A 21,747-nucleotide genomic window follows, 5' to 3' on the forward strand; every position below is an offset into this window, starting at 1 on the left:
ATTTTCGTGCAACGCATAGAATGCTGCCACATCGCTCACGTGAATTATCCCAATACTATAGGAATACTGAATTTCATCATGAAGAGAATTGAGGTACTGGGCTGCCCCATGGATGTCGCCTCCATGAACAACACCGTCGTGACAATTCGCAACGCGATTACTGCCGGCCACTTCACCCAGCACGTGGTAGTGAATGTCGCCAAGCTTGTAAACATGCGCGACGACCCTCAGTTGAGCGAATCCGTTCGTTCTTGTGACATCATTAATATCGACGGTATGGGTGTGGTGTTGGGGGCCCGCTTTCTCGGCCACTCAGTGCCCGAACGCGTCGCGGGTGTCGACCTGTTTCATGAATTGCTGGAGATGAGCGCGGCCAACCACTTTTCGGTGTTCTTGTTAGGCGCCAAGGACGACGTCGTTTCCACCGCCGCCAGCAAGGTGAAGGCGCTTTACCCTGGGCTCAAAGTCGCCGGATATCACCATGGCTATTTCTGGGACGACGAAGCCGCACTGGTCGAGAAGGTTCGGGCTTCAGGTGCACAGCTGCTGTTCGTCGCCATCACCTCGCCAATGAAAGAAAACTTTATCAACCGCTGGCGCGATCAGTTGGGTGTCACCTTTGTCATGGGGGTGGGCGGAACGTTCGATGTGGTCGCAGGGAAGGTAAAACGCGCGCCGCAATGGATGCAGAAGTACGGGCTGGAATGGCTGTACCGTGTTATCCAGGAACCCGGCAGGATGTGGAAACGTTACTTGACTACCAACAGCAAATTCGCCTGGTTACTCATCAAGGAAAAGCTCAAGCGGTCTTGAATATCATCGCCGTGCTCGTGCCGCGGCGAAGCAATGTTAGAAACAGCGATCGCGTTAGAAAACGTCAGACCTGCCAGGCGTCCTACACAGGTATTCTTGAGTAATAATCGCAAGATAAGTCTCACTGAGAAACACCTCCAGAGGTCCACTCTCATCGAGTTCGAATCAATAACTATACTTAACGCTACTGGACGCTCAGAGTTTTTGGCTTTGCACGCTCGCTTCTTAGCTTCACCGCCAATACCGACGATGCATCAAAAAGGAATCTACCATGACCAAACTACTTGCTTCCGTTCTAATGCTTTCTTTGAGTGCCTCCGTTTTGGCCGCTGAGCCTCCCGCAGCGTCTTCTGCTCCAGGCACACCTGCAAAACCCGCAGCAAACGCTCCTTTGAGTCTGAACACCCCTCTCGTGGGCAGCCTGACCACAGGGACTGCTCTCGGCATCGGCGCCGCGGTTATCGCCGGTGCTGCTGCTGTGTCATCCAGTGGTGGCGGAAGCAACAATGACGGCGGCACTACTGGCACTACCGGCACCACAGGCACCACCGGTACACGCTAAGCGCACCGCGAGGTCGATAGCCTTCTACCACCCGGAGCAATCCGGGTGGTTCCGTTTTGATGTGTTCCCTCCACAAGTGTCCTCAATCATGATTCGTAGTTTGTCGCTCGCTGTGCTTGCAGGTATTGCCCTGCAAGGCTGTATGTTCTCACCCGGTCAACACCTGGATACCAGCCAGGTCGGCCGTGAAGGCTCACCGGAAAGCAGTCGGATCGAGTTGATTCCGATAACGCCCAAACTGATTGCCCAGAACGCGGCGACAAAAGTGCAAGCCTCGGTGCCCGCCGAGTTGTTGGCGTACAAGCCGAGTGCTTACCGGATTGGCGCCAATGATGTGTTGTACATCACTGTGTGGGACCATCCTGAGTTGACTGCGCCATCGGGTGCGCAACAGCAAATTGATGCGAACGGTCGCCTGGTACGCCCGGACGGCACCATGTTTTACCCCTATATCGGCAATATTCATGCCGAAGGCAAAACCATCGAGGAGCTTCGCGGTTTTATTGCTGAGCGCCTGACTCAATTCGTCGACAGCCCCCAGGTTGACTTGAGTGTTTTGCGCTTTGCCAGTCAAAAAGTCGTTATTTCCGGTGCTATTTTGAAAGCCGGTCAACAGCCCATTACCACTTCGCCGCTCAGTGTCGTCGAAGCCATGGGTACTGCTACTGTCGATCCATTGAATGCCGACCTTGCCGGCCTGACACTGACCCGGGACGGGCGTGAGTATCCGCTCGACCTGGACTCGCTTAACAGCAAAGGCTCGATGTTGCATAATGTCTATTTGAAAGACGGCGATCAGTTGTACCTGCCCTACAACGACCGGAAAAAGATCTACGTCATGGGTGAGGTCAACCAGCCTCGGGCGCTCACGTTCAAAATCAATCGGATGAATCTGGCGGATGCAGTCGGAACGGTCGGTGGACTGAACCAGACCACATCCAACGGCAATGCACTGTATGTCATTCGAGGCGCCGAGAACCTTGAAACCGAGCCGGCAAAAGTCTTTCAGCTGGAAGCCGAATCGCCGACCGCGTTTGCTCTCGCCAGCCGCTTCGATCTGCAACCCCAGGACATTGTCTACGTCGGCCCTGCAGGCGTGACCCGCTGGAACCGCTTGATCAGTCAGTTGCTGCCTTCGGCCGCTATCCTGGGTACCGGAGCATCGGCCACAAACAATCTCAGTGAAGCCAGCAGTCGATAAGGTTTGAGCCGCTTTGAAAACTTTGCGTAATAGCTCATGCCTGGCGGTGGGATTACTGCTGTGTGGCTGCAATCCCTTGATGCAGGCGTCCCTGGATACCTTTAAGGCCTCCACACTGGGCGTCCAGCCGCTGGAGTTGACTGCGGCGCAAGTGGACGCCGTGCCCTATGCGCAGATCAAGGTCACCACGGACGCCAGCGAAGGTGTATTGGCGAAGCTACGCCAGCAGGGCGACCTGGAGTTCTGGGTCGCCTCCGGCAAACAGGTGTTGTTGATGCGCGACGGTCTGGTCGTGCGCAGCGTCGGCCTGGGCATCAATCTCGATGGCACGCGCTTCGACGGGGAGTCGCCGTTCAAGCTTGGCTTGCAGCGATTGCCCGACGGCTACAGCAGTACCCGCTGGATAGATGTCTATCAGGGGCCGCAGGTCGGACTGGCGGTCAACAGTCGTTTCAGCCGACAAGACATCGAAACCGTCACCATCCTGGACAAGGACTATGCGCTGCTGCGCATAGACGAACGCATCGACATACCCGAGCTGGGATTCAAGGCCACCAACCGTTTTTGGGTCAGGCCTGACGATGGCTTGATCCTGCAGAGCGAACAACATCTTACGCCGGAACTTTTCTTGAAGATTGTGCAATTGCGCCCTGACCGGGAGACGGCTCGGTGAGATATTCGAAAACGCTGTCGGCTTGCCTGTTGCTGGCCAGTTCTGCGATGACTCAGGCCGCTGTCACGGTCACGGGTGATGTAAAAAACGCTGGATCCTTTGCGTTCGTGCCAGGCACCCGCTTGCTCGATGCCGTCAGCCAGGGACGCCCGAACGCCGAAAGTTACTGGCTGGCCGCCGCCTGGTTGCACCAGCCACTGGTGGAGCAGCAAGTCCGCCTTAAAGCCGGTGTGCTGTTCGATCTGAAATTGCTGCAACGTGGGGCCTTGCTTGAAGAAAAAAGCAGCCTTGCGGCCCTGGCGGCGCGCCTGTTTGAAGAGGTCAGCCGACTGCCCGTTACCGGCCGCAGAGTCGCGGTGCTCGACCCCGTGGCGCTGGAGGTTGCGTTCGCCCGCAACTACTCGCTCAGTGACGGCGACCAGCTGATTTACCCTCTACGCCCGACTACGGTCACTGTCCTGGGCGCAGTTGAACAGCCCTGCACGCTGCCTTATCGCGCCCTGCAGCCAGTCCAGGAATATCTCAAAAGCTGTCTGCCAGTGACCGACGCCGATGCCGATTACCTGTGGCTGATTCAGCCCGATGGTCAGGTCAGGCGAGTCGGTAACGCCGCCTGGAACCGCGAAGACGGGGTGTTTGCCGCCGCAGGCAGCACAATCCTGGTACCCGTGCGAAACGATGATCCGGACCTGCCCACCCCCGACTTGAACGAGCAGCTTGCCCAGTTTCTCGCCACCCAACCGCTGCCCGAGGTGGCCCCTTGAAGTTACGTTTTGCCGCCGTAGTGTTGTTGCCCTACAGCCTGGCTCATGGAGAGCCGCGTTTTACCCAGAATGATTTCGGTGGCGTGGGTTTGTTGCAAACCCCCACCGCACGGATGGCACCTGCCGGCGAATTCAGCCTGAACGCCAACCGGACCGACCCCTATTCGCGCTATAGCATTTCAATACAGCCCCTTGATTGGCTGGAAGGCAGTTTCCGTTATACCGCTATCAGCGACCGTAAATACGGGGCCGAATCGTTCAGTGGCGACCAGAGTTATAAAGACAAGGCGGTCGATGTCAAAGCCCGCCTCTGGCAAGAAAGCCACTGGTTGCCCGAGGTCGCACTCGGCTTTCGGGACGTCGGGGGCACCGGCCTGTTCTCCAGCGAATACTTCGTGGCGAACAAACGTTACTACGATCTGGATTTCAGCCTGGGCGTTGCTTGGGGCTACATCGGTAACCGCGGGGATATCGATAACCCGCTGGGGTACCTCAATGAGCGCTTTGATACTCGCCCGGTAAACACGGGCGCGGACGCGGGCAACGTCAATACCAACTCGTATTTTCGCGGCTCGCCCGCGTTGTTTGGCGGCGTGGCCTATCAAACGCCCTGGGCGCCCTTGAGCCTGAAACTCGAGTTCGACGGTAACGACTACAAGCACGAGCCGCTGGACAATAGCCTGAAGCAGGACTCGCCCATTAACATCGGGGCGGTGTTCAAGCTAACTGATTCAGTCGATTTGACCGCCGGTTGGGAGCGCGGCAACACCGCGTTGTTCGGTATTACTTTTCACACCAATTTCGCCAGCCGCAAGGCGCCGGCCAAACGCTACGACCCCGCTGTCGAAGCGCTGCCGGCACGCGAGCCAACCACGCCGCTCGATCAGGTCGACTGGGCTGGGGTTTCCAAACGACTGGAAAACAACGCAGGTTATAAGGTCGAGCGTATTGCTCAACGCGATTCCGAGCTGATTGTGTATGGCGAGCAGTCGCGCTATTTCTACTCAGCCAAAGGCGTGGGCCGGGCCAGCCGGATTCTGGACAACAGCGCGAATGACGAAATCGACTGGTTCACGATGGTGAACAAGCGTTACGACATGCCCGTGGAAGAAACCAGTGTGCCGCGCGAAACCTTCCGGGCCGTGGTGAACAACCAACAAGACCTTACAGACCTGCACCGCACCACCGAATTGAACCGGGCCACGCCGCACATTGAAAACACGCTGTACACCCAGGCACTCGAGCGTTTCACCTATGGTATCGGCTTGGGTTACAAGCAAAACATAGGCGGTCCCGACGGCTTGCTGTACCAGCTGACTGCTGATGTGGACGCAGAATACCGCTTTACCCGCAGCACGTGGACGAGCGGGGTCATCAGCACCAATCTGCTGAACAACTTTGATAAGTTCACGTACGACGCGCCGAGCAATCTGCCCCGAGTGCGCACCGATTTGCGCAAGTACGTCATCACCTCTGATGTAACAATGCCGACATTCCAGCTCAACCATGCCAAGCAACTGGATCAAGACTTGTTTGGCATGGTGTATGGCGGTTATCTGGAGTCAATGTTCGCCGGGGTCGGAGGTGAATTGCTGTACCGCCCCATGGGCGAGCGCTGGGCCTTGGGTGCTGATTTGAACTTTGTACGCCAGCGTGACTTTGACCAGGGTTTTGGTCTGCGCGATTACGATACCGTGACCGGTCACATCACCACCTATACCGAACTGCCGTTCGAATTGCAGGCGGCGGTCAGTGTTGGACGTTACCTGGCGCGCGATTGGGGGGCCACGGTCGATCTGTCGCATGAGTTCAGTAACGGCGTGAAGTTCGGTGGCTGGGTTACCCGCACCACGGCCTCGAAAGAAGAGTTCGGCGAGGGTAGCTTCGACAAAGGCATCTATATCTCGGTCCCCTTCGACGAGTTGATGAGCGTTTCCACGATGCGTCGCGCCAACCTGGTCTGGGCTCCGCTGACCCGCGATGGTGGCGCGCGTCTTAACCGCCAATATTCGCTGTACACAATGACCGATGGCCGCGACAAAGATGCGTTCTATAAGAACTTTGAGAAAATCACCGAATGAGTTCGTTACTCCTGGGTGTCACACAACTTTCCCAAAGCCTGCGCACGCTGCTTTTCATCGGCGTCAGTGTGGTCTTGCTGACAGCCGCTTTGCGAGCGCAACCGGTTCCCGAAGCCTTTGCCCAGGAAGACAAGCTGCATCACCTGCTTGGTTTTTTCGCGTTGTCTTTTAGTTGCCAGCTGGCCTTCCTGCGGGCCAAGGCGCGCTGGATCGCCTTGGGCTGTCTGCTGACGGGAGTCATGATCGAATATGCACAAGCACTGATGCCGCTGCGCACGGCATCACCTTACGACGCCTTGGCCAATGCTGTCGGTGTATCGATCGGCTTGATTGCGTGGCGTGGGATGCGCCATTGGTCGTACAAGCAGCGAGAAGCTCTCGATGTCATGCATCGCATGACAGAGCGAAACCGTTAGGCAGCCGGTCAGACAGTCCGTTGGGTTCCCACTCAAGACTATGGCTTCGTCCGTGAGCATCGCGCGAACACGTCTGTAAACATCAAAGCACTGAATTGGCGCAACCCATTTCTGTTATGCGATTTTTTATAAGAAAGGCCTGTAAACGGTATTTTTTAGCTCTTGGGTGCCGCGTTTTTTGAGCGGCTATAAACCTTTTGCAAGGCAGACCACTATGAACGCTTCCAGATCACCGATCGACGCTGTCTATAAATCGCTGGACCCTTTTGCACCGGGCAATATGGTTTTTGGACAGCCGTTCACCGAGGGCAACAGTGGATTGATGGCCTGGTTGCGGACATACGAAAGTGCGCCCTCCACTGTCACCCCACAGCCAAAGTTGTTGGTGGAGCGCATCGGGCTCTTTCCTTCCTCAGGTGATATTCGGCGCATGGTCGGTAATCCCATTGCGCTACTCGAGTACTTGCGGACCCTGTATGCCAGTGAAGCACTGGATGTGGATGACAGTGACGGCCTGAGCCTGACGTTCACTGAATGGCGCTTCAAGATCTGCCCATCGGAGAGCGAGATCCTGTTGAAGGTTGAGAGTCGAGGCGATGTTGCACTGATGCAGAAAAAAACTGCAGAGCTGCTGGAGCGAATCGAAGAAAAACATAGTAGTGAATCCTGGTGAGTCCACTCCGCCAGAACTCGAATCAAAACCTACAACCGTGACGATCCGCCGGGAGAGCGCCAGTGAGGCTGCATGAATGCCTTTTCTGCCCCCGAAAGAGTGACTGCGAAAGAGTTCAAGAGCCTCTCAGCGGTATATTTTGGAATACTCGTACTCAGCATGATAATCGCGAGCCCTAGCATGAGGGCCGTGCGGGGAATTTTGCGAACTTCCTTTCTCTCCAGCCTGAAAAGAAATACGCACGCCGCGGCTGACCCCACAACCGCCCCGGCAATCGCTTCCGGCAGAGGATGAATCGTCTGCCCGACATACTGCACGCTGAACCACCAGGTCGACAGCAGCCCCGCCCCCAGTGCCAACCATCGAAGCCGATGATCCAGTTGGCGCAATAGCAAACTCAGGACAACGGTCGACACCAGGCAGGCGTTCATTGCGTGGCCGCTGATGACCGCGATATCCAGGCTTTCCAGGCCGATACCCCAGCCCTTGAACAGCACTTTACTGAGACCTACGACGAAATAGGCTACGAACAGTACGCCTAGCCATAGGAGGGCGAGTTTTCTGGATGCCATGCTCCATAACCAACCAGCGACGACCATGGCCGCAGGAAGCATGACGGTGATTCCGGCGTATTGTGCGATGTACAGTTTTGACACCAATCTACTTTCTCACGTCTCATGCAATTTCCCAGCGTGCTGGACACTGGCCGCGTGCACAGTAGATACCACGTTCATCGATCAACAAAGCACTTCAGACGATTCTCTACGACAACCACTGAATAACTGGCGATGTGCATTGCCAGTCCGTCCTCTACCAGCGCGTCCAGCAAGGCAGCTTGTGCCGCGAAGCGCAGGTCGAGGTTGAGTTTTCGAGAGGCGTGCATCTGATCGATCAGAACATGGGTCACTTGATAAGGGGTGTTGACCCTCAAACGCCCCAACCAGACGGGGATTTTTTTTGCGGTTTTGGATGGCCTGATATCCAGCACGCCCGTTGCCTTGTCCGAAGCGGTGTTCTTCGAAACCTCCACGATTTCTTCAAACACGCCGGTCAACTTTTTTAGTGCGTAGCCAAGCATCAAATCATCAAACGCATCCAAAAACATATACCTCTTCACGTTGTGAAGTTATTTCTACAAACACGAATTCTCAATATCACATTACACTTTATTTTATATATGTACTGGACGTATTCTAACGATCAAAATCTCCGCCAGATAACATTACAGTTGTTACCGCGGAGATCAACTTTGCCAGGGTGTTAATTGACTTTTTATAACAATTATTGAGCCCGCAATCGAACTATATAGACTTCAACGATATCGGTAATTACACGTAAGGTGCCGCGAGCGTTATCAGAGGACTAGGGCGTCAGATGATCTGATTGCCAGGCGCTGACCGTCAGATCAGTTGAACCTGTGAGCCCGCCTGGCATCCTATTCATCTATACGGCACCCGACCTTTCAAACACCTGTTTTCAGGTTGTTGCCGCAGGGGCCATCGATACACGTACACGCCCTTGAGTGGCTGTCAGCGCTCGGGTAATGTCATCAGACCCATAGGACAGAGCACGCCCATGACTTCCAAGCTGGAACAACTTAAGCAAATGACCACCGTGGTTGCCGATACCGGCGACTTCGAAGCTATCGCTCGCGTTAAACCCGTGGACGCCACCACCAACCCTTCCCTGCTGCTCAAGGCCGCGGCCATTCCTGCGTATGCCGAGCTGCTGAACGCCAGCGTCAATGACTGCAAGGGCGATGTGGGCCTGGCCAGCGACCGTTTTGGCGTGGCCGTGGGGCAAGAAATCCTCAAAGTGATCCCGGGCCGTATCTCCACCGAAGTGGATGCGCGCCTGTCGTTCGACACTGATGCCATGTTGAAGCGTGCGCATCGCCTGATCGAGCTGTACGACAATGCCGGTATTGGCCGCGACCGCGTGCTGATCAAGGTCGCGTCCACCTGGGAAGGCATCCGCGCTGCCGAGATCCTGGAAAAGGAAGGCATCCAGACCAACCTGACCCTGCTGTTCTCCTTCGCCCAGGCGGCCGCCTGTGCCGACGCCGGGGTGTTCCTGATTTCGCCGTTCGTGGGCCGTATCTACGACTGGTACAAGAAAGCCAACGGCAACGACTACACCGGCGCGGATGATCCGGGCGTGCAGTCGGTGACGCGCATCTACAACTACTACAAGGCCAATGACTACAAGACCGTGGTCATGGGGGCGAGCTTCCGCAACCTGGGCCAGATCGAGCAGCTGGCTGGCTGCGACCGCCTGACCATCAGCCCGGACCTGATCGATAAGCTGGCCGCGGATACCGGCAAGCTGGAGCGCAAACTGGTGCCAGGCCATGCCGGTGAAGCGCGCCTGAGCCTCAACGAATCGCAGTTCCGCTGGCTGTCCAACGAAGATGCGATGGCGACCGAGAAACTGGCTGAAGGCATTCGTCAGTTCGCGCGGGATCAAGAGAAGCTTGAGGCGTTGTTGCAGGCCAAGCTGTGATCTGAGTGGGTGTGATGCAAAAAGGGCGAACCCTCACAGGTTCGCCCTTTTTTGTATGTGTGGTGACTGTCAGGACGCCATCGCGAGCAAGCTCGCTCCCACAGGGGAATGCATTTCAAAATGTGGGAGCGGGCTTGCTCGCGAAGGCGGCCTCGCACTCAACATCGCAGTGAACGGACTGACGCCTTCGCGGGCAAGCCCGCTCCCACAGTGGATCGTAGTGAATTGCAAATCTGTGTTCGGCCAGTCCGGCCCACATCACTTCAGGGGATCAGTGCCGCTCCAGCGCATTCACCAGGTCATGGAAGGCTTCACGATTGGTGTCGTTCAGGCCCATGAGGATCTTGTGTGCTTCGAGCACCTTGATCCGCACCACTTCTTCGGACTGATCCTGGTCTGGCAGGTCGTCCAGACATTCCGGGCACGGCACCGGCTGATCAACGATGTTGAACACCTGCTCGAAGCCCATGGACTGCAGCAGACGGGTGATGTCTTCGTGGGTGGTGACGACGGTCGGCAGCAGGCCGACTTTCTGCCGCGACAGGATCGACAGCTTGGCCAGCAGGCCAAGCGTGGTGCTGTCGATGCTGCGGGTTTCGGTCAGATCGATCACGATCGTGTTGAAATTCAACGCGCTGAAGATCCGCTCAATAGTCGCATCCAACGCCGAACACAGGGTCAGGCGAACTTCACCGACGAACTTCAGGACGAAGGTGCCATCCTGCTCGGCGAACTGGATTCTACCGGTACTCATCAAAGATTCCTGCTCAACACCAACAGGGCGATATCATCCGGCATCTCCCCTAGCGTGGCCAATCCAAAAACCTGCCGCAGCCCATCCAGGGTGCCGCCCGCAGCCTTGACCCGTTGGGGCAACGCTGCCTCTTTTTCTTTGAGTGTGGGTTCTGGCAAAAGGTCCAGAATACCGTCAGACATCAGCGTCAGGCTGAACGTCGGTGGCAGTTCCAGCACGTGGTCTTCGTAGGTGGCTTCGTTGAAGAGGCCCACCGGCAGACCACGCCCTTCCAGATAACGAACACTGTCTGGCGTGTACAACACTGGCAACGGCAGATGACCGCCGATGCTATAGGTCAACAAACCGGTCTCCTCGTCGATGACTCCACCGACCATTGTGACGTGTTTACCCAGCTTACAACTGATCAGGCCCCGGTTGATATGACCAAGAACCTCTGAAGGCTTGAATTCCGGCAAGGTACCGCTGCGCTTGGATTCGAACAGCAAGCGCGTGGTCATGAACTTCAACAGCACGGTGACGAAGGCTGAAGAGGCGCCGTGACCGGAAACGTCCGCCAAGTAAAAGGCGACCCGGCGCTCGTCGACGCGGAAGTAGTCGACGAAATCACCCGACAGATACAGCGACGGGATGATCTGGTGAGCGAATTTGAACTCGTCGATGGTCCAGGGGCTGACCGGCAGCATGTTCATCTGCACCTGGCGACCGGCGTTCTGGTCCTCCTGGAGCAGGTTCAGGCTGGCTTCGAGCTCGCGGTTGGCCTTCTCCAGCTTCTCGCGGTAGCGCTGGTTCTCCAGCAACAGGCGCGCACGATCCAGGGCCCGGCGCACGGAGTGCTCGAGCACGGCCAGATCTTCGAGAGGCTTGATCAGGTAGTCCGCTGCGCCCAGGCGCAGGGCTTCGACCGCGTCGTTCATCACGCCGGCACCCGACACCACGATCACCGGCGTTTGCGGCGAACGTTCGGTCACCTGGCGAATGAGTTCGAGTCCGCCCATCTGCGGCATGCGCAGATCGCAGATGACCAAGTCGGGCTTGTCTTGCTCGAATACCTGAAGACCCTGCTGACCATTGCTGGCCTGCAAGACGCTGAAACCACTGTCTTCCAAATAGGCGGCGAGGCTCGCGCGCACTACTTCGTCATCATCGATTATCAGCAGCGTGGCACTGGTTTTTGGCATGTGGGCAAACGGCGCCAGAATTAGGTTGGCGTAGCAGGCGGGGATTTTGGCCCGGCACTGACTACTGGATTCGCTTTCTAGCCTCTCTGTCGCACCGCTTTCGGGCATTTGCCCTACACACATGTACACCAGAGGTGCCCTTCTAAGGCGCAGACGGTACTCCCATCCGCGGGGCGTTTCAAGCTCACGCCGATGGTCGCTTGACGTCTTTATTTGTCAAATCACCGAGAGTTATAAGAACAGGCAAATCCGTAACCCAATGGAAGGATGGAACCCATGAGTCAAACCGCTCGGGACTGCAGCGAAAAGCGCGGTTTTATCCGCATGCAGGTCTTCGCAGACAAAAAAGGCGGCCTTGATGGCCGCCTTCTCAATTTACCGGTCGAGGTTAAAAATCGTCTTCAACCTGACCGTCTTTCACCTTGAACTCACGATTCTGCAAGTACGCATTACGGATGAAGGTGTACTTGTCGCCGGTGATCAGCTTCTCGCTCGACAGCAGGTTGGCACGGGTATCGACGATGTCCAGTGCGTGGAACGAGTTACGCACCGGAACGTCGTCTACGTAACGATAAGCACCGGTATAGCTGTCGACGTACTTGGACGGCGCATCACGCAAGGTGCTTGGCCCCAGCAGGGGCAGCATCAAGTAAGGGCCGCTGCCGACACCCCAGTAACCCAGCGTCTGACCGAAGTCTTCGTCATTGCGCTGCAGGCCCATTTTGGTGCCGACATCAATGACGCCCAGCAAGCCGAAGGTGGTGTTGAAAATGATTCGTGCGGTATCAACGCCTGCGGCGCGAGGTTTGACCTGCAGGATATCGTTGGCCAGGTTGCGCACATCGCCGATGTTGCGGAAGAAGTTGTGAACACCGTCTTCGACAAACTGCGGCGTCACGTACTGGTAGCCCTGGGCCAGGGGTTTGAGCGCGTAAGTGTCGATCACGTCGTTGAACTTGTAAATCGGGCGGTTGACGCTTTCCCAAGGATCATCTTCCGTGGCTGCCTGGGCAACGAACGGAACCAGCATCACACTGGCGCATACACAAATCCTGGCTAGATGATTGCTCCAGCGCATAGAAAAAAACTCCTTGGTTTGTACTGGCCCGGGCGCTCGGCCCAGGCAATAAGCTGGCAAGTATAAGGCGTAAACGCCGTTTAAGGCACTTTGCACGGAATCCACACCGAAGCAATCGTGCCCAATGTGAGCGATTCACATCCATGTCACTCAACTGTCACCGTCACCCACTAGCCTTCAGGCTATTTCAGGGACGTCCACATGCCGCTCGCCGAAGCCTTGCCCCAAACCGCACCCAGCCTGACCGCCGTACTGTTCGGCCTGAGTGGCTGCCTGGTGGATTTCGGCGCACACACGCACCGGCACGGCAGCCACTCGGCCGAACACGCCGAGGCCACACCCGGCGCACTGGATAGCCTGCGCAGCTTGCAGCGCCAGCAAATCCCCTGCGCCTGGCTCGATGAACTGCCCCCTGCCCTCAGCCAATCCCTGGCCGCGGCGCTGCCGGAATGGATCAAACCTTCGCATTATCCAGCAACAAATACCCCATGGCCCGCACCGAATGCCTGCTGGCAAGCCTTGATGACCCTGAACGTCGAGCGACTCGACGGCTGCGTGCTGGTGAGCGGCGAACCCCGCTTGCTGCAAGCGGGGCTCAATGCCGGGTTGTGGACCATCGGCCTGGCGTCCTGCGGCTCGCTGTGCGGGATGACGCCCGGGCAATGGCAAATGTTGACCCCGCAGGAGCGCGACATCAAACGTGCCAAGGCGACGATGCAACTGTTCGGCCTGGGTGTGCATTCGGTGATCGATCACCTCGGTGAACTCGACACCTGCCTGGCCGATATCAGCTTGCGTCGGCTCAAGGGCGAAAAGCCCTGATCGAGATCATGCACGTTGGGCGCGAGTGGATTAATCTAAAGATTAGCCATCGACCTTTGGCGCGCCGCCTTGGCGTGCCGCCTGGGTCTATGCCAGTGCCTATCGATAGAAGGAAGAACGCCATGCCTGCCCGCGAACTGCAAGAACAGCTCAATGCCCTGCGCGAGCAATTGGAACAGAATCCTCCATTGTCTGATGCCGAACGCGCCGAGCTACACGAACTGATGCAACAGATCGAGTTGAAGCTTGAGCTCGAAACCAAAACCCAGGATTCCAGCCTCGCCGATGGCGTCAATCTGGCCGTGGAACGCTTCGAACTCGAACACCCTACCCTTGCCGGCACCCTGCGCAACATAGGGCAGGCCTTGGCCAACATGGGGATCTGAACCCTGCTGATGCAAAAAAGCCCTGCTATCGCCAGCAGGGCTTTTTCGTTTCTACGACTGGCAATGCAAATCCCCTGTGGGAGCGGGCTTGCTCGCGAAGGCGGCTTCACATTCAACGATGATGTTGACTGACCCACCGCCTTCGCGAGCAAGCCCGCTCCCACATTAGATCTTCATTGGCGGACCAGGCGATGGTTCGGCAGTTGCACCTCTTCAGTGCTGCGATACGGGTTGATATCCAGCCCGCCACGACGCACATAACGCGCATACACCGTCAGTTTCTCCGGTTTCAGCAACCGCTGCAGGTCGAGGAAGATCCGCTCTACACACTGCTCATGGAAGTCCGAATGCTGGCGGAAGCTGACGATGTACTCGAGCAGGCTCGCGTGGTCCAGCGCCGCGCCACGGTACTCCACCGCCACGCTGCCCCAGTCCGGCTGGCTGGTGACCGGGCAGTTGGACTTGAGCAAATGGCTGTGCACGCTCTCCTCGACAATGCGCGAATCATCGCAACGCAGCAGTTCCGGCCGTGGATGCTCGTAGTTGCTGACGCTGATATCCAGTTCATCGATGCACACGCCCGGCAAGGCCACGACGCCTTCGCTCTCGACATCCTTGAGACTACGAATACGCACGCCCACCGGTTTGCCGGCAGCCGCCGACAAGTCCTTGGCCAGCGTCGCTTCAAGGCTCGCGGTATCGGCAAACGGCGTCTGGTTCAGGGAGTTGAGGTACAGCTTGAAGGACTTCGACTCGATGATGTTCGGCGAATCCGCCGGAATGCTGAATTCGCCGATCGCCACCACCGGTTTGCCCGACGGCAGCAACCAGGACAGCTCGAAGCAGTTCCAGAAGTCCACGCCTTTGTACGGCAGGGTTTGCGCCGTCAGGCCCAGTTCCGCCCACTTCGCGGTACGCGGGATCGGGAACAGCAAGGACGGCGTGTAGGTGGCGATGTATTCGCTGGACTTGCCCAGCGGCGAGTGTTCGGCTGCGGGATGCATGGCGGAAACCTGACTGAAGAATCAGCGGATTCTATCAGCCTTTGCTCCCGCCTTTGAGTGCTTACTGACTGACAGTCAATTTGCCGACCATGCCGGCCTGGTAATGACCGGGGATATTGCAGGCAAATTCCAGATTGGTGGCCTTGCTGAAGGTCCAGGTCAGCTCGGCGGTCTTGCCCGGCTCCACCAGCACGCTGTTCGGATCGTCATGCTTCATGCCGTGGTCCATTTTGCCGTGATCCATGCCGGCCATGTTGCCGTGGTCCATGGCCTTCATGCCGGTGGGCGTCAGCATGCCGCTCTGTTGCATCTGCAACATTTCCTGCTGGTGTCTGGCGTGCATCGCCGCATCCCCCAGGTTGAGCTCATGCAGCAACTGGCCTTTATTGACCAGCACGAAGCGCACGGTTTCCCCGGCCTTGATCTCGATGGCCTGCGGCGTGAAGGACATGTCCTCCATCACCACCTCGATGCTGCGGGTCGCCTTGGCCGCCGGGGCCGGCTGACCGAAATCGTAGGTATGCCCGGCGTCCGCCCACACCGGTGAACTCAGCGCCAGCAAACAAACGATTTGCGCCACGGATTTGCGTAAAAACATCGTCATACTCCAACAAGATAAGGCTCAGCATGGGCAAAACTCTAAACTGCTGCCACTGCCCGCAACCTGACAGCCAGATTACAACTTTGTCAGATTGCCCTGCGCCAATGCTGCCCACGGTATAAAGCGTTCGTTCCACTTGCCAAGAGTCGCCCATGAAACTGCTGATCGTCGAAGACCAACCGAAAACCGGCCAATACCTGCGCCAGGGCCTGGCCGAGGCCGGGTTCAACACCGAACTGGTGGCCGATGGCAACACCGGTCAGCAATTGGCCCTCAGCGGCGAATATGCCCTGCTGATTCTCGATGTGATGCTGCCGGGTCGTGATGGCTGGCAGATTCTGCAAGCGGTGCGCAGCGCCGGCCTGGACACGCCAGTACTTTTTCTGACCGCGCGTGACGCCGTGGAGGACAGGGTTCACGGCCTCGAACTGGGCGCCGATGACTATCTGGTCAAGCCGTTTGCCTTCTCCGAACTGCTGGCCCGGGTCCGCAGCCTGTTGCGTCGCGGCAGCACCACGCCGCAGGAGACCAGCCTGCAACTGGCCGATTTGCGCCTGGACCTGATCCGGCGCCGGGTCGAACGCAGCGGCCAGCGTATCGACCTGACCGCCAAGGAGTTCGCCCTGCTGGAAATGCTTCTGCGCCGCCAGGGCGAAGTCCTGCCCAAGTCGCTGATTGCCTCCCAGGTCTGGGACATGAATTTCGATAGCGACACCAATGTCATCGAGGTGGCGATCCGTCGTCTGCGCCTGAAGATCGACGATGAATTCCCCAACAAGCTGATTCACACCGTGCGCGGCATGGGCTACGTCCTTGAAGAGCGCCCCGCCTGATGCGCCAGCTGTCCTTGAGCAGCCGCCTGGCGCTGCTGTTTGCCGCGTGCACCGCGGTGGTGTCGTTGTTCGCCGGAGTGTTGTTCAGCCGCGCCAGTGAGGCGCATTTCGTTGAGCTCGACCAGCAACTGCTGGACGGCAAGCTGATTGGCTTGCGTCGAGCCCTGCACGACCTTCAGTCGAGTGACAGCGAGGTAAAACTGGCCGAGGAATTGAGCCGGCAGGCTGACCTGTCCCTGCGAATCACCGGCAGCGACGGCCAGCGCTGGTATGACAGTTCGACCAACATTCCCCAGGCATTACCGCGCCAGCCCGGGTTGTCGACGGTGAGCCATGAAGGCATGGATTACCGAGTCCTGAATGCACCGCTTTTCGCGGGCAAACCCGAGTCACCGCAACTGACCCTGCTGCTGGACATCACCCACCACCAGCACTTTCTGCAACGCATGCAGCATTTGATCTGGCTGACCGTCGGCCTGTCAGCCCTGGCCACCGCACTGCTGGGCGCCTGGGCGGCACGCAGCGGCTTGCGCCCGTTGCGGCGGATCAGTGCGGTGGCCAGCGGTGTTTCCGCGCAGTCGCTGAACTCGCGGCTGCCTGAAGAAAACATGCCGCCGGAACTGGCGGAAATGTCCCACAACTTCAACGCCATGCTCGGACGCCTCGACGACTCGTTTCAGCGCCTGTCGGCGTTCTCTGCCGACATTGCCCATGAGCTGCGCACACCATTATCGAACCTGCTGACCCACACCCAGGTCACCCTCACCCGCCCGCGCCCCATCGAGGACTACCGCGAAGCCCTGCACAGCAACCTTGAAGAGCTGCAATGGATGGCGCAATTGGTCAACGACATGCTTTATCTGGCCAAGGCTGATCATGGGTTGTTGATTCCCAAGCGCGAACCATTGGAGCTGGGACAGGAAACGGATCTGTTGCTGGAGTTTTTTGCGCCATTGGCGGAAGACGCCCGGGTCACGCTCACACGTGAAGGGCTGGGCCGCATGGAGGGTGATCGCAGCATGTTGCGGCGGGCATTGTCGAACCTGCTGGACAACGCACTGCGGTTTACGCCGGCCGAGGGCGAGGTTCGGGTACGAATCGTCGATCAGCCAAAAGAATTGCGCCTGACCGTTGAAAATACGGGCCAACAGATTGCCGAAGATCTATTGCCGCGCCTTTTTGACCGGTTTTACCGGGCCGACCCTGCGCGTCGTGAAGGCAGTAGTGAACATGCGGGACTGGGACTGGCGATCACCCAGTCGATCATCCGTGCCCATGGCGGGCAGATTCGTTGCGAATCGGAGAAGGGGTGGACCAGGTTTGTGATCGAGTTGCCAAGGGGGGATTGAGGCCAGTAGTTCCGGCCCCTTCGTCGGAACGCCGCCCGGAGCAAGCCCGCTCCCACAGTTGACCGAGTTGACTCAGATCTAATGTGGGAGCGGGCTTGCTCGCGAAGGCGGTGTGGCAGGTTACGAATACCGAAGAGCGTAAGCCGGCTCGATCTTCGCCGCCCGCCAGGCCGGGTAAACCGTGGCCAGGAAGCTCATGACAAACCCCGCCGTGCAGATCAATGCCACATCCGCGCCTTGCAGTTCAGACGGCAGGTTGCTGACGAAATACACGTCGGAACTGAAGATGTGCTGTCCGCTGACCCGCTCGATCCAGCCCACGATCTGGCTGACGTTAAGCGCGGCAATCACGCCCAACACGCCGCCAATCAGGGTGCCGACAATCCCGATCACCGTGCCCTGCACCATGAAGATCGCCATGATCTCCCGTGGCGTGGCGCCGATGGTGCGCAGGATCGCGATGTCCGCGCCCTTGTCGTTCACCACCATGATCAGGGTTGCGATGATGTTGAACGCCGCCACCGCGACGATCATCAGCAACAGCAGGCCGATCATGGTTTTTTCCATTTTCATTGCGCTGAACAGGCTACCCTGGGTGTGGGTCCAGTCGTCAGCCTTGTAGGCGGCGCCCAGCCCCGTGGCGATGTCGCTCGACACTTGCGGCGCGGCATACAGGTCCTTCACCGCCAGGCGCACGCTCTGCACCTGATTCGGCTCCCAGTGCTGCATCTGCGCGGCATCGGCCATGTGGATCAGCGCCATGGTGCCGTCCAGTTCGGCGCCAACCTTGAACACGCCGACCACATTCAGCCGTTGCATGCGCGGGGTGATGCCGCCCGGCGCATTGCTGACTTCCGGCACGATCAGGGTGATCTTGTCACCGACGTTCAAGCGGAAGCGGCGCGCCGTGATCTCGCCGATCACCACGCCGAATTCGCCCGGTTTCAGGGCTTCGAGGCTGCCCTGAACGATGTGCTTGGCGACAATCGACACTTGGCCTTCCAGTGCCGGGTCGACCCCGCTGACCTGGATTGGCTGCATCGTGCCCTTGTAGGACAGCATGCCTTCCATCTCGGTGAACGGTACTGCCGCCGTCACTTCCGGGTTTTTCATCGCGGCCGCTGCCACGGGCTTCCAGTCATCAATCGGATTGACGCCGACGATGGTGGCGTGGGGCACCATGCCGAGGATGCGCGAGCTCATTTCGCGCTGGAAGCCGTTCATCACCGACAGCACCACGATCATCGCCAGCACGCCGAGGGCGAGGCCGATCATCGAGGTCATCGAGATGAAGGAAACAAAGCGATTGCGGCGCTTGGCGCGGGTATAGCGCATGCCGATAAAGATCGATAACGGTCTGAACATTCGCTGGGGCACCGTATGGAAATAAATGACCCGACGCCTTTTCAGGCATCGGGTTTCAGCCAATCAGATAGGAGTGAGGCAACCTTCCTGCAGGTGCAGGACGCGATCCATCTGGCGGGCCAGGTTCATGTCGTGGGTCACCACCAGGAACGCCGTGCGCATCGAGGTGCTGAGTTCCAGCATCAAGTCCTGGATCCCCTGGGCGGTGTGGGAATCGAGGTTGCCGGTCGGTTCGTCGAGCATCACCAGGCCCGGATTGTTCACCAGGGCGCGGGCGATGGCCACGCGCTGACGCTCACCACCGGACAATTCGGCCGGTTTGTGCTCCAGGCGATGGCCCAGCCCTACCCGCTCCAGCAACGCCGTGGCACGCTGACGCGCTTCGGGGATCGCGGTCTTGCCGATCAGCAGCGGCATGCAGACGTTTTCCAGGGCGGTAAATTCCGGCAGCAGGTGGTGGAACTGGTAAACGAAGCCGAGGGCGCGATTACGCAGCAGGCCGCGTTTCTTCTCGCTCAGCGCCGACAGCTCTTCGCCGTCGAGCCAGACGCTGCCCTTGGTCGGTGTATCGAGGCCGCCCAGCAGGTTGAGCAAGGTACTTTTGCCCGAGCCGGACTTGCCGACAATCGCCACACGCTCTCCCGGGTGCAACTCCAGTTGCAGGCCGGCCAACACTTCCACCGATTCCGGGCCTTCCTCGTAGGACTTGCCCAGGCTGCGGCAGCTCAAGATTGCTTTATCACTCATGCCCGACTCACTCATAACGTAGCGCCTCCGCAGGCTGGGTGCGCGCGGCACGCCAGGCTGGATACAGGGTGGCGAGGAAACTCAGGACCAACGCCGCAGAACAGACCATCACCACGTCCTGGCTCTGCACCTGCGACGGCAGGTAATCGATGAAGTACACGTCGGCGTTGAGGAACTTGTGCCCGATCAGGCCTTCGAGGGCCGAGATCGCGGCGCTGACGTTCAGCGCGGCGAAGATCCCGACCACGGCGCCAATGGCCGTGCCGACCACGCCAATGACGGTGCCTTGCACCATGAACGTGCGCATGATCGTGCCCGGCGTGGCGCCCAGCGTGCGCAGGATCGCGATGTCGCCCTTCTTGTCGTTCACCACCATCACCAGCGTGGAAATGATGTTGAACGCAGCGACGGCAACGATCAGCAGCAACAACAGGCCGATCATGGCTTTTTCCATGCGGATCGCCTGGTACAGGTTGCCGTGGGTGCGGGTCCAGTCGCGGGCGTAGAAGCGGTCTTCGCCGAGGTCGCGGGCGATGCTCCACGCGGTGCGCGGCGCCTGGAACAGATCGTCGAACTTCAGGCGCAGGCCCTGGACCTGATCCGGTTTCCAGCGGTGCAGCCGGGCCAGATCCTGCAGGTTGGTGACGCCAAGATAGCCATCGAGCTCACCGGCGCCGACATGGAAGATGCCGACCACGGTAAAGCGCTTCATGCGCGGGAACATCCCGGCCGGGGTCACGGTGACTTCGGGCGCGACGAAGGTCAGCTTGTCGCCAATCGCGGCCCCGAGCTTGGCTGCGGCCTTGTCGCCGATGACGATGCCGAACTCGCCCGGCACCAGGTCGTCGAGTTTTCCCTGGGTCATGAATTGATCGATGATCGACACCTGGCGCTCTTGCGCCGGGTCGATGGCATTGAGCAGGACTTTCGAAACCTTGCCGTTGTTGGTCAGCAAACCCTGCATTTGCGTAAACGGCGCCACGGCCGTCACCTGCGGGTTCTGCTTGACCTTGGCGGCCAGGCTTTGCCAATCGCTGATCGCCTCGCCGGACTCGATGGTCGCGTGGGGCACCATGCCCAGCACGCGGGTGCGCATCTCATGATCGAAGCCGTTCATCACCGACAGCACCACGATCATCACGACCACGCCAAGGGCGAGCCCGATCATCGAAGTCAGGGAAATGAATGACACAAAATGATTGCGACGCTTTGCACGGGTGTAACGCGTGCCGATAAATACGAAGAGAGGTCTGAACATGTCGGGGCTTGTTCGGAGGGAAAAGGAACGTCCTTGTGGCGGGGGTCGATAACCAGCTTTACACTCAGACCACCGCCGCTACCATGGGTTCGCCATGTCGACATTAGATGAAGAAGATCGCCGCGAATACTACCGTATCGAGGATACGATCGCACTGGAAATTCGGCCCCTGTCCGCTCCCGAAGCCGCTGGCCAAGAAGTGTTGCAGGATGCTTCCCCACTCTTCAACTTGCTCAGCGAACTGCACCTGAGCGAATTCGAGTCGCAACACCTGTTGCGCCAGATCAGCGAACGCGACCGCACGACCGCCGCATTCCTCAAATCCCAGAACAAACGCATCGACTTGCTGAGCCAGGTGATCGCCATCACCGTGCTCGGGCAGATCGGCGAACCGCAGCCGGTGATCATCTCCGAAGGCGGCATCGACTTTCAGCATCCATCGCCCATTGCCACCGGCGCACGCCTGTCGGTCAAGCTGGTACTGATGCCGCAAGCCCTGGGCCTGCTGCTGCGCGCTCGCGTCACCCATTGCGACCGCAAGGGTGATGGCTATGACGTCGGCACAGAGTTCGAACACCTGACCGATGCCCAGCGCCAGCTCCTGGCCCGCCACATCTTGCAGAAGCAGGCCCAGGAACGACGCCTGGCCCGCGACCAACTCGAATCAGGCAATTAATTTAAGGA

At 58.4% G+C, this 21,747-nt stretch carries 23 protein-coding genes; 13 read left to right on the forward strand and 10 right to left on the reverse strand.

All coding sequences use genetic code 11. From position 1 onward, the window contains the following. Positions 1-123: 123 nt before the first annotated feature. The 7 genes from AC3IT6_RS19885 to AC3IT6_RS19915 all read left to right on the forward strand — a co-directional run bounded on the left by AC3IT6_RS19885 (position 124) and on the right by AC3IT6_RS19915 (position 7,183). Positions 124-813, forward strand: a complete 690-nt coding sequence (locus AC3IT6_RS19885) for a WecB/TagA/CpsF family glycosyltransferase (RefSeq protein WP_489352194.1) — start codon at positions 124-126, stop codon at positions 811-813. 650 nt (positions 814-1,463) lie between these two features. Next, positions 1,464-2,576: a polysaccharide biosynthesis/export family protein gene (locus tag AC3IT6_RS19890; protein WP_489356626.1), complete on the forward strand. Its 1,113-nt coding sequence runs from the start codon at positions 1,464-1,466 to the stop codon at positions 2,574-2,576. A 13-nt stretch (positions 2,577-2,589) separates the two neighbouring features. Continuing rightward, positions 2,590-3,249, forward strand: a complete 660-nt coding sequence (locus AC3IT6_RS19895) for a YjbF family lipoprotein (protein ID WP_489272757.1) — start codon at positions 2,590-2,592, stop codon at positions 3,247-3,249. After that, complete coding sequence (locus AC3IT6_RS19900) at positions 3,246-4,013, forward strand: capsule biosynthesis GfcC family protein (protein WP_489352197.1); 768 nt, start codon at positions 3,246-3,248, stop codon at positions 4,011-4,013. The genes AC3IT6_RS19895 and AC3IT6_RS19900 overlap by 4 nt, the downstream gene beginning before the upstream one ends. After that, complete coding sequence (locus tag AC3IT6_RS19905) at positions 4,010-6,094, forward strand: YjbH domain-containing protein (protein WP_489352199.1); 2,085 nt, start codon at positions 4,010-4,012, stop codon at positions 6,092-6,094. Before AC3IT6_RS19900 ends, AC3IT6_RS19905 begins: the two co-directional genes overlap by 4 nt. Then, a complete protein-coding gene (locus AC3IT6_RS19910; protein ID WP_489352201.1) occupies positions 6,091-6,510 on the forward strand; it encodes a VanZ family protein in 420 nt (139 codons plus the stop codon). The genes AC3IT6_RS19905 and AC3IT6_RS19910 overlap by 4 nt, the downstream gene beginning before the upstream one ends. A 214-nt stretch (positions 6,511-6,724) precedes the next feature. Next, on the forward strand, positions 6,725-7,183 hold the full coding sequence (locus tag AC3IT6_RS19915) for a mannose-1-phosphate guanylyltransferase (RefSeq protein WP_489352203.1): 459 nt from the start codon (positions 6,725-6,727) through the stop codon (positions 7,181-7,183). A 29-nt stretch (positions 7,184-7,212) separates the two neighbouring features. Here the strand turns inward: AC3IT6_RS19915 and AC3IT6_RS19920 are convergent, their stop codons facing one another. Both AC3IT6_RS19920 and AC3IT6_RS19925 read right to left on the reverse strand, forming a co-directional pair. Beyond that, positions 7,213-7,839, reverse strand: a complete 627-nt coding sequence (locus tag AC3IT6_RS19920; RefSeq protein WP_489352205.1) for a hypothetical protein — start codon at positions 7,837-7,839, stop codon at positions 7,213-7,215. 74 nt (positions 7,840-7,913) lie between these two features. Beyond that, positions 7,914-8,282 (reverse strand): hypothetical protein, encoded by a 369-nt coding sequence (locus AC3IT6_RS19925; RefSeq protein ID WP_458370036.1) that lies wholly within the window; start codon positions 8,280-8,282, stop codon positions 7,914-7,916. 476 nt (positions 8,283-8,758) lie between these two features. On the opposite strand from AC3IT6_RS19925, the gene tal reads away from it, so the two are divergent. Further along, positions 8,759-9,685 carry a transaldolase gene (tal, locus tag AC3IT6_RS19930; protein ID WP_489352208.1) on the forward strand — a complete coding sequence of 309 codons (927 nt, stop codon included), beginning with the start codon at positions 8,759-8,761 and terminating at the stop codon, positions 9,683-9,685. Positions 9,686-9,956: 271 nt separating this feature from the next. Here the strand turns inward: tal and rssC are convergent, their stop codons facing one another. From rssC to AC3IT6_RS19945, 3 genes are all read right to left on the reverse strand, one after another. Beyond that, positions 9,957-10,439, reverse strand: a complete 483-nt coding sequence (gene rssC / locus AC3IT6_RS19935) for an anti-sigma factor antagonist RssC (RefSeq protein WP_008003418.1) — start codon at positions 10,437-10,439, stop codon at positions 9,957-9,959. Next, a complete protein-coding gene (rssB, locus tag AC3IT6_RS19940; RefSeq protein WP_056722032.1) occupies positions 10,439-11,620 on the reverse strand; it encodes a two-component system response regulator RssB in 1,182 nt (393 codons plus the stop codon). The genes rssC and rssB overlap by 1 nt, the downstream gene beginning before the upstream one ends. Before the next feature lie 388 nt (positions 11,621-12,008). Continuing rightward, positions 12,009-12,698, reverse strand: a complete 690-nt coding sequence (locus AC3IT6_RS19945; RefSeq protein ID WP_489352210.1) for an MlaA family lipoprotein — start codon at positions 12,696-12,698, stop codon at positions 12,009-12,011. A gap of 201 nt (positions 12,699-12,899) precedes the next feature. Between AC3IT6_RS19945 and pcrP the strand changes: the two genes are divergently transcribed. Both pcrP and AC3IT6_RS19955 read left to right on the forward strand, forming a co-directional pair. Next, entirely contained in the window at positions 12,900-13,520 is a 621-nt protein-coding gene (gene pcrP / locus AC3IT6_RS19950; protein WP_489352212.1) for an HAD superfamily inactivated hydrolase PcrP, read from the forward strand. Positions 13,521-13,642: 122 nt separating this feature from the next. Further along, positions 13,643-13,906 carry a DUF4404 family protein gene (locus AC3IT6_RS19955; protein WP_008020667.1) on the forward strand — a complete coding sequence of 88 codons (264 nt, stop codon included), beginning with the start codon at positions 13,643-13,645 and terminating at the stop codon, positions 13,904-13,906. Positions 13,907-14,079: 173 nt separating this feature from the next. On the opposite strand, the gene queF is transcribed toward AC3IT6_RS19955, so the two are convergent. Both queF and copI read right to left on the reverse strand, forming a co-directional pair. Beyond that, positions 14,080-14,910 (reverse strand): NADPH-dependent 7-cyano-7-deazaguanine reductase QueF, encoded by an 831-nt coding sequence (gene queF, locus AC3IT6_RS19960; RefSeq protein WP_150717086.1) that lies wholly within the window; start codon positions 14,908-14,910, stop codon positions 14,080-14,082. Positions 14,911-14,971: 61 nt separating this feature from the next. Continuing rightward, positions 14,972-15,508 carry a copper-resistant cuproprotein CopI gene (gene copI, locus AC3IT6_RS19965; RefSeq protein WP_489352215.1) on the reverse strand — a complete coding sequence of 179 codons (537 nt, stop codon included), beginning with the start codon at positions 15,506-15,508 and terminating at the stop codon, positions 14,972-14,974. A gap of 155 nt (positions 15,509-15,663) precedes the next feature. Between copI and AC3IT6_RS19970 the strand changes: the two genes are divergently transcribed. Together AC3IT6_RS19970 and AC3IT6_RS19975 are read left to right on the forward strand one after the other, a co-directional pair. Continuing rightward, the gene (locus AC3IT6_RS19970; RefSeq protein WP_489352217.1) at positions 15,664-16,344 is read left to right on the forward strand and encodes a heavy metal response regulator transcription factor; all 681 of its coding nucleotides are present in this window, start codon (positions 15,664-15,666) and stop codon (positions 16,342-16,344) included. Further along, positions 16,344-17,693 carry a heavy metal sensor histidine kinase gene (locus AC3IT6_RS19975; RefSeq protein WP_489352219.1) on the forward strand — a complete coding sequence of 450 codons (1,350 nt, stop codon included), beginning with the start codon at positions 16,344-16,346 and terminating at the stop codon, positions 17,691-17,693. Before AC3IT6_RS19970 ends, AC3IT6_RS19975 begins: the two co-directional genes overlap by 1 nt. Positions 17,694-17,813: 120 nt before the next feature. Here the strand turns inward: AC3IT6_RS19975 and AC3IT6_RS19980 are convergent, their stop codons facing one another. From AC3IT6_RS19980 to AC3IT6_RS19990, 3 genes are all read right to left on the reverse strand, one after another. Then, complete coding sequence (locus AC3IT6_RS19980) at positions 17,814-19,058, reverse strand: lipoprotein-releasing ABC transporter permease subunit (RefSeq protein ID WP_489352221.1); 1,245 nt, start codon at positions 19,056-19,058, stop codon at positions 17,814-17,816. Positions 19,059-19,121: 63 nt separating this feature from the next. Then, positions 19,122-19,805 carry a lipoprotein-releasing ABC transporter ATP-binding protein LolD gene (gene lolD, locus AC3IT6_RS19985; RefSeq protein ID WP_173677889.1) on the reverse strand — a complete coding sequence of 228 codons (684 nt, stop codon included), beginning with the start codon at positions 19,803-19,805 and terminating at the stop codon, positions 19,122-19,124. Between the two features lie 7 nt (positions 19,806-19,812). Further along, the gene (locus AC3IT6_RS19990; protein ID WP_150724712.1) at positions 19,813-21,063 is read right to left on the reverse strand and encodes a lipoprotein-releasing ABC transporter permease subunit; all 1,251 of its coding nucleotides are present in this window, start codon (positions 21,061-21,063) and stop codon (positions 19,813-19,815) included. Positions 21,064-21,157: 94 nt separating this feature from the next. On the opposite strand from AC3IT6_RS19990, the gene AC3IT6_RS19995 reads away from it, so the two are divergent. Then, entirely contained in the window at positions 21,158-21,739 is a 582-nt protein-coding gene (locus tag AC3IT6_RS19995; protein WP_489352223.1) for a PilZ domain-containing protein, read from the forward strand. Positions 21,740-21,747: the final 8 nt, after the last annotated feature.

This window comes from Pseudomonas sp. KH_017 (genome assembly GCF_057840285.1).